Source organism: Treponema sp. Marseille-Q3903, from assembly GCF_014334335.1.
In the GTDB taxonomy this organism is placed as follows: Bacteria; Spirochaetota; Spirochaetia; order Treponematales; family Treponemataceae; genus Treponema_D.
The window spans coordinates 893,590-906,401 of sequence record NZ_JACSEU010000001.1 but is presented as its reverse complement, the minus strand read 5'-3'; the positions used below and the strand labels follow the sequence as shown (position 1 = coordinate 906,401).

The following is a 12,812-nucleotide window of genomic DNA, read 5'->3' as shown; positions in this document are numbered from 1 at the left end:
CGATAAAAAGTCAGGAGCATTTATGTATCTTTTAATGTCGGCACTAGCGATTTTAGGCGGTGTTTTTTTTGCGATTCAGGGGCCGGTAAACACTGCGCTTGGAACAAAGACCTCAATTTTCCAGGCATCGTTGTTCTCTTTTTTGGGCGGCACAATTTTTTCAGGAATTTTAGTTTTAATTCTTGGAGATAGCGGCATGAATAAATTCATTGAAGCACAGTTCTGGCAGCTGATAGGCGGAACTTACGGCGCTGTCAGCGTTTGCGTTACAGTTGCCGCAATCCCGACTCTTGGAGCAACGCTCGCCTTGACAGCGCTTATGTCAGGTCAACTTTTGGCAGGAATTGTGATCGATTATTTCGGACTTTTAGACAGCAGCAAAGTTATAGTTACAGGGATGCGTTTTGCAGGAATTGCAGCAGCCACAATCGGAATATTCGTCATCTACTTCGGAAGTAAAAAATCAGACACAGAAGAAAAACATCGCGATTCGAAAAGAATAATTGTGGTAATTGCAGAATTACTTGCAGGAATGCTCAGCGCCATGCAGTCTCCTACGAACGCTTCCCTTGCAAGAATCATAGGAAATTGGGAAGGAACGTTCGTCTCTTTTATTGCAGGTTCTATAGTTTTGCTTCCTGTTGCGCTGTTCGCCGATAAAGGCAAGTTTTTGAAAATGCGCGGTGTCGGCATAAAACCGTGGATGATGACAGGGGGGCTCTACGGAGTGACAGGGATATTTTTAAGTTTGTTGACTATCTCAAGGCTAGGAGCTGCACTTCAAGTTGCCTGCATAATGATTGGACAACTTTCCTGCGGTTTGATAATCGACACATTCGGGCTTTTACACACAACGCGTGTAAAAATAAATCTTCTGCGGATTGCTGGAATCGCAATGATTACAGTCGGAGTTATTTTGGTGACTTGCGGAAAATAAATCGGAAATCAAAAAAATCGCACAGATTGAATTAATTCAATAAAAAAAGAGAATTGTCCATGTTTATCTTAAAATTGCAAATATAATATAATATAATTATGAATTTTTTATCGACTCTTTTCACCATTGCAGTACCTATCATTCTTCAAAACTTTTTATCATCATTTGTAAATATGCTCGACACTATCATGGTCGGGCAGCTCGGCTCTGTAGATATTGCTGCGGTCGGTCTTGGAAATCAGATTTTTTTCATAATGAATATCACGATGTTCGGAATTGTTTCAGGCGGCTCTATTTTTATGACTCAGTTCTGGGGCAAAAAAGACTTAAACGGCGTTCACAGGACTATGGGAATCACAATCACAGCCTCTGCTGTCATATCCGTTTTATTTTTCTGCGCTGCAACTTTTGCTCCCGAGTTTTGTCTCAGAATCTACTCAAAAGACAATGTTGTGATAGAGCACGGGGCTGCTTATCTTAGAGCTGTTGCCCCGAGTTACATCTTTACAGGGTTAGGGTTTGCAATTTCACACGCTTTGCGCAGCACCGAACGCGTGAAACTTCCAATGGTCTCAACATCAATTTCCGTGATTGTAAACGGCATTTTCAATTATATTTTAATTTTCGGTATCAGGACAGGCAGCGTTGAGCTAATTCCGGCAATGGGAGTGATCGGGGCTGCGTTCGCTACGACGATTGCCCGAATAGTTGAATTTATGATACTCCTCATCGTTCCTTACAAAAAAGGATACGAGATTGCCGTGCCACCGCGCCGTTATTTTTCAAAACATGAAGTGGGATTTATCCCGCGTTATATAAAAATCTGTGTTCCGGTTTTGCTCAGCGAAGCGATGTGGGCGATTGGAATCTCTCTGCAAAGCTCAATTTACGCTCACGCAGGCACAAAAATAATAGCGGCGTTCAACATCACAAGTACGATTTCAAACTTAGTCTGGACATTCTTCATCGGCTGTGGAAACGCTGCAGCAATCATACTGGGGAAAAAGATTGGGGAAGAAAAAATAGACGAAGCAAGGCATCTTTCAAAAAGGCTTACAGGATTTATGGCTGGTGCGGCAGCCGTTCTCGGACTTCTTTTGATTCCGCTCGCATTTACGCTCAAATACTTTTTCAAAGTTGAACCTGAAGTCATCCACATGGCTCAAGTATTTTTGTTTATAACAGTCATCCTTTATCCGATTTATGCGACAAACATGAATATCATTGTAGGCGTTTGCCGCAGCGGCGGTGACACTATGTATGGGCTTTTCTTAGACAATGGATTTATGTGGCTTTTAGCACTTCCGCTCGGGTTTTGCGCAATCAATTTTTGGCATCTTCCATTCTGGGGAATATTCCTTTGCATCCATACAGAAGATATCTGTAAATGCGTGATGGGATTATTGCGCCTGCACAGCGGAAAATGGCTTCACGATTTGACTTCATAAATTAAATTTTTTTGATATTTGAAAACAGAAAGTTGCGACGGCGTCATACATCATCGCAATAAAATCAGGAGGAAAACATTATGAAAGCATTGTTTATCGGTGGAACAGGTACAATCAGCATGGCAATTTCGGAATTGCTGATAGAAAAAGGCTGGGAACTTTATCTTATAAATAGAGGAAACAGAAACGATGACAAACGGTTAAAAGGCGCAAATTTCATCACAGTCGACATAAATGATGAAAAAGCAGTTGCCTACAAACTTTCAGGGATGCACTTTGACGTCGCATGCGATTTTATCGGGTTTGTTCCGTCACAGCTAGAAAGAGATTACCGACTTCTAAAAGGAAAAGTAAATCAATTTATGTATATAAGCTCTGCATCAGCTTACCAAAAACCGTGCGGAAACTATGTCATAAGCGAAAAAACTCCGCTTGCAAACCCTTACTGGGAATATTCAAAAAACAAAATCGCCTGCGAAGATTATCTAATGAAACTATACCGCGAAGAGCAATTTCCTATCACAATCGTAAGACCGAGCCACACTTACGATGAACGTTCGGTTCCTCTTGGTGTTCACGGCAAAAACGGAAGTTATCAAGTTGTAAAGCGGATAAAAGAAGGAAAGCCTGTCATAATTCACGGAGATGGAACGAGCCTTTGGACAATCACGCACAATTCCGACTTTGCTAAAGGTTTTATCGGATTGATGGGAAATATCCACGCAATCGGAGAAGCAGTCCAGATTATGTCTGATGAATCGGTGACATGGAACCAGATTTACAGTTGCATAGCTTCCGCTTTGGGAGTTGAGTTGAAACCTTTTTACGTTTCATCGGAGTATCTTGCAGCGCACAGCTCTTACGATTTTACAGGAAGCCTTATCGGCGATAAATCAAACTCGGTTGTCTTTGATTGTAGCAAATTGAAATCGCTCGTACCTGACTTTGTCGCAACAAAAAGAGCGGACGTCGGGCTTCGAGAGACAGTTGAATACGTGATGAGCCATCAAGAGTGTCAAAGAGAAGATCCTGAATTTGACAGATGGTGCGATGAAATCATAAAAAAATTGAGATGATTTATTATTGCAAATACATTACGCCGAAGAATTTTGATAATCTGATTTTAGTCAGCGATGGACAAGTTCTGACAAATCTATTTTTCGAAAATTCAAAAGATGATGTAAACGCATATAAGCAGTTTTCTTCGGCTGATAAACTTGATGAAAATCAAAAATGCCCAGAACGCGATTTTCTCCCGGTTTTTAAGCAGACTTTCCGCTGGCTCGACATCTATTTTTCTGGAAAACAGCCAGATTTTACACCGCCTTATTTGACAAAAAATTTGACTTTATTTCGAAAAAAAGTTCAGAATTATATAATTGAAATTCCGTGGGGAAAAACTGTGACTTACGGCGATATCGCAAAAAAAATCGCAACAGAAAAAGGCGTTAAAAAAATGTCAGCACAGGCAGTCGGAGGCGCAACAGGCTGGAATCCGATTTGCATAATAATTCCATGCCACAGAGTGATGGGAATCGGCGGCAAAGTCACCGGTTACGGCGGCGGAATAAAAAACAAAATCGAATTATTAAAACTTGAAGGAATCGAATACAGCAAGATTTAGTCTGCAAATCAAAATTCAGTCTGCACAAAAAAAATCGGGGCTGTACAGTCAAAAACTTCAATAAAAAAGCAAAAAAAATCGGGACTGCCTAAAATCAACAGACTCTAAAGCAGCCCCAAAATAAAATTTTATAAAAGTATCCTGACACTAAGAATATAAAACTTGTGCGGATTTATAAAATTAAAAAATCATTAAAACCCTTTTACGTTGAACGCATCCATTTTAGGATATGCTGCGGCAACGCCGAGTTCCTCTTCAATGCGGAGAAGCTGATTGTATTTTGAAACGCGTTCAGAACGGCTTGGAGCACCTGTTTTTATCTGACATGTATTCAATGCAACTGCCAAATCGGAAATTGTTGTGTCAGAAGTTTCGCCTGAGCGGTGGCTTGAAATTGCAGTATAGCCTGCTTTGTGTGCCATTTTTATAGCTTCAAGAGTTTCAGAAACAGAACCAATCTGGTTCAACTTAATCAAAATTGAATTTCCAGCCCCAAGTTTGATTCCCTTTGAAAGGCGTTCTGTGTTTGTGACAAAAAGATCATCGCCGACAAGCTGAACTTTGTCTCCGAGAGCCGCGGTCAATTTCTGCCAGCCTTCCCAGTCTTCTTCATCGAGTCCGTCTTCAATCGAAATAATAGGATATTTTTGACACAGATTTTTCCAATGTTCAATCAACTGCTCCGAAGTGAAAACAGTTCCTGCCTTTGGAAGTTTGTATTCGCCTTTTTTTCCGGTTTTCCATTCTGACGAAGCGGCATCCATTGCAATCATAAAATCTTCTCCGGGTTTATATCCGGCAGCTTTTACTGCTTCAAGAATTGTTTCAATAGCTTCTTCATCAGATTTCAAAGCCGGAGCAAATCCACCTTCGTCACCAACTGATGTTGCGAGACCTCTGTCTTTCAATATCTTTGCGAGGTTATGGAATACTTCGGCACACCATCTAAGGCATTCTTTAAATGACGGAGCACCTACCGGCATAATCATAAATTCCTGAACGTCGAGACCTGAAGAAAGAGCGTGGCATCCTCCGTTGATGATGTTCATCATTGGAACAGGAAGTTTTGTGCCTTGAACGCCTCCCAAAAATCTATAAAGAGGAATTCCAAGAGATGTTGCAGCGGCTCTACATGTAGCGATTGATACAGCGAGAATTGCGTTTGCACCTAGGTTTGTTTTTCCTTTTGTTCCGTCAGCTTTTATCATAGCAGCGTCAACGGCATATATGTCTGAAGCAGAAAGACCTGCAACAGTTTTGTTTATTGTAGTATTGATGTTTTGTACTGCTTTAGAAACACCTTTTCCAAGATAACGTGATTTATCTCCGTCACGAAGTTCAAGTGCCTCAAATTCACCTGTAGAAGCACCTGAAGGAGCAGCTCCAAATGCAACAGTTCCGTCAGCAAGATGAACTTCCGCCTCAACAGTAGGATTTCCGCGTGAATCAAGAATTTCACGTCCGACAACTTTTACAATTTCCAATTTGTTCATAATATCTCCTGATAATCGATTTCTGCCAACTTTTTACAGTTAGCTTTTACTAACCACTCAAGAATAACGTTTTTTGTTAGAATATTCAATATAATTGAGTTGCTTATGTTGATAGTGTTTACTAACAATATTTTATATGTTAAAATCCAAGTCATGATAGATGTAAATGATGTAAATGGTCGAATACTTTATGAAGATGATGACCATAAATTTATTTGGCTCGGCGTTGATGACGTCGATTCAAGCGATGAAATACAGACAATGCAATATCTGATTATAGATCACAACAGGGGTGTACTTTTGGATCCGGGTGGAGTTCATATATTCGCACATGTAGTCTCTGCCGTAAGCCGATACATATCGTTAGACAATATAGATGTTATCTTTTATTCACATCAAGACCCTGATGTTTCTTCTGGTATTGCAATGTGGCTCGGTATAACTAAAGCACAGATTCACATTTCTTCACTTTGGGTTAGATTTTTACCTCACTTTGGAATTGTTGACTCAAAAAGAATTGTCCCTATTCCTGATGACGGCAGCACAATCAAAATATCAGAGAACGCAGAACTCCAGTGCATCCCTGCCCATTTTATGCATTCTCCAGGTAATTTTAATCTTTATGACCCTAAATCAAAAATTCTTTTTTCAGGTGACATCGGCGCAGCTGTTTTTGACGAAGGCAAAGAGTATGTATTTGTCGAAGATTTTGCACAACATGTTCCCCTTATCGAAGGTTTTCATAAAAGATATATGGCTTCAAATTCAATTGTAAAAAAATGGTGTGAGAGAGTTCGTGCGATAAACCCCAAAATCATCGCACCTCAGCACGGAGCGCTTTACGCAGGAGAATCTATAACAGAGTTTCTTAATTGGCTTTCAAACTTGAAATGCGGCGTAGATTTAATGTAGATTTCTCTTATTATGGATAACTGATTTTATGGACGTTAGTGAACAAATAAAAAATTATTCAGATGCTGTAGACAAACTTTCTGTAGGTTACAACAAAAGCGTTACTATCTCTTCAGTAACAATGAATTCTCTGCACATTTTGGACAACGCGATGAATTCCGTTCGCAATGAACTGCAAAATATAGTCAGCGCATTTGAAGAGATGCAGGCTGCAAGTAAAAGCACGGCTTCTCACACAGATAACATAGATTCAATGATGGAAGAAATTTTGTCGGCAAACGATTCTCTGAGAACAGAGATAAGCGACCGCGTTACTGAAATAGAAACAACTTCAAAGGATTTTGCAACACTTACAAGGTCTTTCAACGACTTAAAACTCCAAACAGAAAAAGTAATGAATATCACCGGGAACATACAAAACGTTGTGCAAAAAACAAATATTCTCGCTATAAATGCCTCTATCGAAGCAGCCCATGCAGGTTCGTTCGGAGCCGGATTTAAAATCATTGCAAACGAAGTCCACAAACTCGCAGGGCAAACAGGCAATTTTGCAGCGCAAATCACAGAAAGCATAGATGAGTTTGAAAAAACAGTGGAAAACATCAACACTCAGATGAGCGAGTTTTCACTTTTGATTTCGCGCTTCAACGTTTCGCTGTCTTCAGTCCTTTCAAATTTCGACAGCAACGCAAGGACTCTAAACGAATCGGGACAATCTCTCTCAGAAATAACATTTGCGATAAAAGAAGAAGCAAGAGCGCTTTCAGACGGGTTCGGTTCGCTTGAAAAAGTGAATTCTTCAATGAAAGATACACACGTCATCCTTGGAGTTATAAAACGAATCCACGAATTCCTCGAGGAAATATTTTAAATCGGCGTTGACATCGCCTAATCAAAAACTCCAAAAACCTCATTTGGAAATAAAAATGGAAATATCATAGATTCTGATTCACAAAAGCTCTGCCGTAAAACATATTTCAGTTTACAGCAGAGAAACGTATCATCTAGTTTTTAAATCTTTTGCAAAAATTTTTGCTACTATTGCAATTGAAATCAAAGTGACAAAAGTGTCTACGATTGGCGATGTAAGCCATACGCCTCGGATTCCAAATATAAGCGGTAAAAGAAGGACAAAAGGAACATACAAAACAAGTTGTCGGGCAACGACAAGAAGCCCCGCCGGTTTTGCTTTCCCCATCGACTGGCACAACGTTAGATTTATAATCATTATTGCAGAGAGTGGGAATATTGAAAATGAAAGGATAGCGTTCACTCTACCAGACGCTATGAGCGAATCATTGTTCATAAAAAGACCGAGAATCTTTTGTGGAGAAAGCATGAACGTAATCCAAAAGATAAAAGCAAGTAAAAGTCCGAAAGCGTAAAAAAGGAATGTTCCTTTTTTTACCCTGTCAAATTTCTTTGCTCCAAAGTTCGTGCCTGCAAATGGTTGAAATCCCTGACTTATTCCCCAAAGCGGAATAAAACTCAACATCATGTATCTAAAAAAAGCACCCATCAAAATAACTTGATTTTCGCCACCATAACGTTTTAGAGTTGAATACATTACAGCTTGCTGAATAAGCGAGAAAACCTGCATCATCATTGCAGAAACTCCGACAGATATTGTTTCGCCTACAATTGATTTTTCCAACCTGATTTTATGAAATCTTACATCTTTGCTGAAAATTGCAAAATACAAAAAATTGCATATGGCAAGGACAATCTGAGAAATCACTGTTGCGATGGCAGCCCCTTCAATTCCCCATTTGAATACAATGACAAATAGCGCATCCAAAATTATGTTGAGCACGGCACTTATACCCATCAGAAGCATGGCTAAGCCCATTTTACCTTCACCACGCATAACCATATTGGCAGCCTGCCCGAAATTTACAAAAATAGAAGCCGCATAAACAATCCTAAGATACTTTGTTCCGAGCGAAAGCATCTCACCTTCGGCACCCACCAATGATAAAAGATTCGATGCAAAAATAATTCCGACCAAAGTAACTATAGAAGAAAAAATCAGCGTCAGGACAAAAACATTTCCCATAATCGAATCAATTGTATTCCGGTCTTTTCTGCCAACTGCACGCGACAAAACAGAGGCAGAACCGATTCCTATCAAAGTTGCAATTCCGTTGTTGACCAGCGTAAATGTGTAGGCAAGGCTTATTGCACCGAGCGCAGTTTCTCCGACGTACCTTCCAACAAAAATCGCATCGACAAAGTTATACAAGCTGATAACCAACATACCGATAATTCCGGGAATGCTGAGTTCCAGCATCAATTTTAACATATTGTCCGAAATCAAATGCTCACGTTTATCTTTCATAAAACCTCCATAATAAAAGAATAAAACGACTTTGCTCAGTTGAAGCCCGCATACTTTTTGTTTGCCGCTCCTGCTGACGCAACCGTCGATTAAAAAGATAGTGATATCTAACTTTTATGTCAATAGTCAGTATTATGAGCATTGTCAGTTTATGAAATTATTTTTTTCATCAAATTGTAGATAAAATCGTGGAGTTCTTTTTGATTTTCTAAAAATGGATTTTTGTCGCCAAGAAGTTCATAGATAATCAGAATTCCGTTAAAAATTCTTGAGTATAACAGCGCAACGTTTTTTTTACTTTCCGCTTTTGCTGAAGAAAATTGAGGAATTGATTCTAGATTTTTTATTAAATAGTTATGACCTTCAGATTCCAGTTTATAAAAAAGCTTTTCGGTTTCTTTGTCATACATGATCTCAGAAAGAAACATTATGTACAATTTTTTTTCTGGAATATCCTCAAAAAGCTTTGCAATTGCTATTTGAGTCATCACTTCAAAAACATCTTTCGTTGAAGAAAATTTTCCAATTATATCTTCTGTTTTCAAAAATCGCGTGAAATTTCCCTCTTTCATGATGTCAAACATAATCGATTTTGTGTTTTTATAGTATTGATACACGCCGCCCTTTGAAAGACTTGTATTTGCAATGACATCTTCCATTGTTGAATAACGATATCCTTTTTTTATAAATACTCGCTTTGCAGCATCCATTATTTCATGTCGTCTTTCATCTTTTGTTTTCCGTTGAAATTTTCCCATCACCACAAACCTTTACATCGATATTATCACAAAAACTGAAAACTTTTAAGAACAAAAACTCACAGTCAAAAACTCAAAGTCAGAGAACTGCCTGACGATAAACTCATCACATCTCATGCGTACCCTTGACAATTAAATATAGCATCGTTATAGTTAGCAATATCTAACAAAAGATAAACATGTATATCTTGCGGCAAATCTCGTATGAATTTTGATTCCTAAGATCCGCTCTACTTATATTTATGGAGACTTTATGAAAAACTCAAACAAACTCGAAGGCAAAGATCTTGTAAACATCGGAATCTATTGCGCAATCTTTTTTATCATCGTGATGGTTGTATCATTTTTAGGATTCATACCTGTTATGATTCCGCTTTTGACAGTTTTTTGTCCGCTCGCAGGTGGAATTCCGTTCATGCTTTTTCTGACTAAAGTTAAGAAGTTCGGAATGATCTTTATCTTTTCCGTAATTATTGGAACTCTTCTGATGGTCACAGGAATGGGCATTTACCCTTTTATCGCAAGCTTCATCACGGGAATCACTGCCGATTTAATATACAAAGCCGGAAAATACTCAAGCAAAAAAGCATCTGTTTTATGTTACGGCGTTATATGTATAACTGAATGGGCAAATGAACTTCCGATTTTTATAAATATCGATAAATATTTTTCAACACGAACAAGTTTCGGTGAAGAATATGTTCAGACTTTGACAGCCTGCATGCCTCAATGGCTGAACCCGATTTTACTCGTCGCATCTTTTGTCTTTGGCTGTCTTGGCGCTTTGATTGGAATTGCCGTTCTCAAAAAACATTTTTCAAAGGCAGGAATTATCTGATTTATGCAGATTGTATCTTCCACACTCGATAAAAAATGTTTTTTAGACCCACGGATAAAACTGCTCTGCGTTGTCATGGTTTCGCTTTACGTTTTGGGTGGGTTTGGCAGCAACACCACAAATGTTATTGCCATAATATTTTCGTTTTTACCTTTTTTTTTGTGTCTTGTCGAAAAGCGCTTTAGAACTTTTTTGAAAGGGCTTCTCGTGCTCGCCTTAGGGTACACTTGTCAATATTTTTTTTTACCACGTACAAAAGGGCTTGTCAATTTTATATTTCTTTTTACAGGCGGAATTCTTATCAGATTTGTTCCAAGCATAGTGATGGCAGCTTATCTTGTCTCGACAACTACAGTCAGCCAGTTTATGTGCAGCATGGAGAGAATGCATGTTCCAAATCTTTTTACAATTCCGCTTTCAGTTATGTTCAGATTTTTTCCGACAGTAGCAGAAGAAGCCTCATCAATAAACAAAGCTATGGCGATGAGGGACATTCGGTTCGGCGGCAAAAAAATTTTTAAAATAATCGAATACCGCATGATTCCGCTGATGACTTGCTCAGTCAGAATCGGGCAGGAACTTTCGGCTGCATCTCTTTCTCGTGGGCTTGGCGGACCTGTAAAACGAACAAATATATGCAAAGTCGGCTTTGGATTTTTTGATTACGTTATGATTGCTTTTTGTCTGATAAGTTTTTCTTACACTCTCCTTGCAAATCTCGGAGTGTTTTCATGATTGAATTAAAAAACGTAAGTTTTTCATACGAAAATTCTTCCGAAAATTCTTCGTCTGATGAAAAAGAGGAACAGCCTGGATGCCTTTCAAACATAAGTCTTACGATAAAAGACGGCGAGACTGTTCTTTTGACAGGCGCTTCGGGCTGCGGAAAAACTACGATTTTGCGCCTCATAAACGGCTTGATTCCGAATTTTTATGAAGGCAAGATTGAAGGCGAAGTCCTTGTAAACGGCAGCAATGTTTCAAACGCAGAACTCTACGAAACTGCAAAGACAGTGAGCACCGTTTTTCAAAATCCCAGAAGTCAATTTTTCAACGTCGACACAACGAGCGAACTCGCTTTTCCATGCGAAAATATGGGAATGCAGGAAGACAAAATCAGAGAAAGGATTTCCTGCACAGTCAAACGGATGAATCTTGAAAATCTCATGAACAGAAGCCTTTTTGATTTATCGGGTGGGCAAAAACAGAAAATTGCATGTGCGAGCGTTGATGTAAGCGGAAATAAAATCATTCTTTTAGACGAACCTTCCGCAAACTTGGACACGGAATCTATCTTTACTTTGAAAGAACTGATAAAAATCTGGAAAAATGATGGAAAAACTATTGTTGCCGCAGAACACAGGCTTTTTTATCTCTGGGATTTATGTGACAGAACGGTGATTCTCGATAAAGGTCAGATCAAAATGGAACTCGATTCTTCACAAATGAAAAAAATGAACGATGACGAGCTTTCAAAGTTTGGGCTGAGAAGCAGAAATTTTGTAAATCCTCTCGACCTTGTAAATATAGAATCAGGATCTTCTGACAAAAATACTGTTGAAAAATCAGATTCAAACATCATCCTTAGTGATTTTTACTATTGTTACAAAGGTTCAAAAAAGCCGGTTATAGATTTTTCACAAATGATAATTCCAAAAAACAAGATTATCGCTGTAGCAGGAGCAAACGGTGAAGGCAAAACAACTTTTTTGCAGTGCATCTGCGGGCTCTTAAAAAAAAGCAAAGGTAAAATGTACTTTGACGGAAAATGGTACAACCGCCGCCAGCGGCTAAAAAAGATATTTATGGTTATGCAAGATGTAAACCATCAGCTTTTTACTGAAACAGCTTTAGACGAAGTTCTGATAAGCATGGAAAACGAGGACGAAGATGTATGTAAAAAAATCCTTGCAGAACTAGGGCTTGCAGGATTTGAAAATTGTCACCCGATGTCACTTTCAGGAGGGCAAAAGCAGAGGCTCGCAATTGCGTGTGCAGTAGCAAGCGGGCGCGAAATTCTTTTGTTTGACGAACCGACTTCCGGGCTTGACTTTGCACACATGAAACAGATTTGCTCTCTTTTGCGAAAACTAAAAAAAATGGGACGCAGCATAATTGTTGTGACGCATGACTCGGAGCTCATAAAAAACTCATGCGATTATGTAGTCAGATTAAAAAACAGGTAAGCCTGATTGCAAGCAAACCTAATTGCAGATAAACAGGATCTATGGAGGAAAAATGACTAATCTTACGGAACTAAAAGACGGCAAAAAAGCCAGCATTGTGAAAATTGATGGAGGAAGGCGCTATCTTTCTCGAATCACATCGATTGGGCTGAACACAGGAACATCATTGGAGATGCTTCACAACAATAAAAAGCAGCCGCTTTTGATATTCAGCCGTGACACGATGATCGCTTTAAATCGGGATGAGGCTAAACAAATTTTTGTGGAGGAAAAATGAT

Annotated in this window: 13 protein-coding genes; 10 read left to right on the top strand and 3 right to left on the bottom strand. The window is 39.1% G+C overall.

Annotation, left to right across the window (positions count from 1 at the left end; translation table 11 throughout):
* Positions 1-22 precede the first annotated feature (22 nt).
* The 4 genes from H9I37_RS04170 to H9I37_RS04155 all read left to right on the top strand — a co-directional run bounded on the left by H9I37_RS04170 (position 23) and on the right by H9I37_RS04155 (position 4,009).
* On the top strand, positions 23-937 hold the full coding sequence (locus H9I37_RS04170; RefSeq protein ID WP_187381210.1) for a DMT family transporter: 915 nt from the start codon (positions 23-25) through the stop codon (positions 935-937).
* Positions 938-1,035: 98 nt separating this feature from the next.
* Positions 1,036-2,385 carry an MATE family efflux transporter gene (locus H9I37_RS04165; protein WP_187381209.1) on the top strand — a complete coding sequence of 450 codons (1,350 nt, stop codon included), beginning with the start codon at positions 1,036-1,038 and terminating at the stop codon, positions 2,383-2,385.
* 80 nt (positions 2,386-2,465) lie between these two features.
* On the top strand, positions 2,466-3,461 hold the full coding sequence (locus H9I37_RS04160; RefSeq protein WP_187381208.1) for an NAD-dependent epimerase/dehydratase family protein: 996 nt from the start codon (positions 2,466-2,468) through the stop codon (positions 3,459-3,461).
* Complete coding sequence (locus H9I37_RS04155) at positions 3,458-4,009, top strand: methylated-DNA--[protein]-cysteine S-methyltransferase (RefSeq protein ID WP_187381207.1); 552 nt, start codon at positions 3,458-3,460, stop codon at positions 4,007-4,009. The genes H9I37_RS04160 and H9I37_RS04155 overlap by 4 nt, the downstream gene beginning before the upstream one ends.
* 191 nt (positions 4,010-4,200) lie before the next feature.
* On the opposite strand, the gene eno is transcribed toward H9I37_RS04155, so the two are convergent.
* Positions 4,201-5,502 carry a phosphopyruvate hydratase gene (gene eno / locus H9I37_RS04150; RefSeq protein ID WP_187381206.1) on the bottom strand — a complete coding sequence of 434 codons (1,302 nt, stop codon included), beginning with the start codon at positions 5,500-5,502 and terminating at the stop codon, positions 4,201-4,203.
* Between the two features lie 153 nt (positions 5,503-5,655).
* On the opposite strand from eno, the gene H9I37_RS04145 reads away from it, so the two are divergent.
* Both H9I37_RS04145 and H9I37_RS04140 read left to right on the top strand, forming a co-directional pair.
* Positions 5,656-6,414, top strand: a complete 759-nt coding sequence (locus tag H9I37_RS04145) for an oxygen-binding di-iron domain-containing protein (RefSeq protein WP_187381205.1) — start codon at positions 5,656-5,658, stop codon at positions 6,412-6,414.
* A 28-nt stretch (positions 6,415-6,442) separates the two neighbouring features.
* Positions 6,443-7,285: a methyl-accepting chemotaxis protein gene (locus tag H9I37_RS04140; protein ID WP_187381204.1), complete on the top strand. Its 843-nt coding sequence runs from the start codon at positions 6,443-6,445 to the stop codon at positions 7,283-7,285.
* Positions 7,286-7,414: 129 nt separating this feature from the next.
* Here H9I37_RS04140 and H9I37_RS04135 read toward each other — a convergent pair whose 3' ends face one another.
* Together H9I37_RS04135 and H9I37_RS04130 are read right to left on the bottom strand one after the other, a co-directional pair.
* Positions 7,415-8,791 carry an MATE family efflux transporter gene (locus H9I37_RS04135; RefSeq protein ID WP_255422551.1) on the bottom strand — a complete coding sequence of 459 codons (1,377 nt, stop codon included), beginning with the start codon at positions 8,789-8,791 and terminating at the stop codon, positions 7,415-7,417.
* Between the two features lie 110 nt (positions 8,792-8,901).
* Positions 8,902-9,510: a TetR/AcrR family transcriptional regulator gene (locus H9I37_RS04130; protein WP_187381202.1), complete on the bottom strand. Its 609-nt coding sequence runs from the start codon at positions 9,508-9,510 to the stop codon at positions 8,902-8,904.
* A 253-nt stretch (positions 9,511-9,763) separates the two neighbouring features.
* On the opposite strand from H9I37_RS04130, the gene H9I37_RS04125 reads away from it, so the two are divergent.
* Genes H9I37_RS04125 through H9I37_RS04110 form a run of 4 tightly spaced genes read left to right on the top strand, consistent with a single transcriptional unit; the run spans position 9,764 to position 12,811 of the window.
* Positions 9,764-10,348 carry an MptD family putative ECF transporter S component gene (locus H9I37_RS04125; RefSeq protein WP_187381201.1) on the top strand — a complete coding sequence of 195 codons (585 nt, stop codon included), beginning with the start codon at positions 9,764-9,766 and terminating at the stop codon, positions 10,346-10,348.
* Positions 10,349-10,351: 3 nt separating this feature from the next.
* The gene (locus H9I37_RS04120) at positions 10,352-11,083 is read left to right on the top strand and encodes an energy-coupling factor transporter transmembrane component T (protein ID WP_187381200.1); all 732 of its coding nucleotides are present in this window, start codon (positions 10,352-10,354) and stop codon (positions 11,081-11,083) included.
* The gene (locus tag H9I37_RS04115) at positions 11,080-12,534 is read left to right on the top strand and encodes an ABC transporter ATP-binding protein (protein WP_187381199.1); all 1,455 of its coding nucleotides are present in this window, start codon (positions 11,080-11,082) and stop codon (positions 12,532-12,534) included. Before H9I37_RS04120 ends, H9I37_RS04115 begins: the two co-directional genes overlap by 4 nt.
* Before the next feature lie 52 nt (positions 12,535-12,586).
* Positions 12,587-12,811 carry a FeoA family protein gene (locus H9I37_RS04110; protein WP_187381198.1) on the top strand — a complete coding sequence of 75 codons (225 nt, stop codon included), beginning with the start codon at positions 12,587-12,589 and terminating at the stop codon, positions 12,809-12,811.
* Position 12,812: the final 1 nt, after the last annotated feature.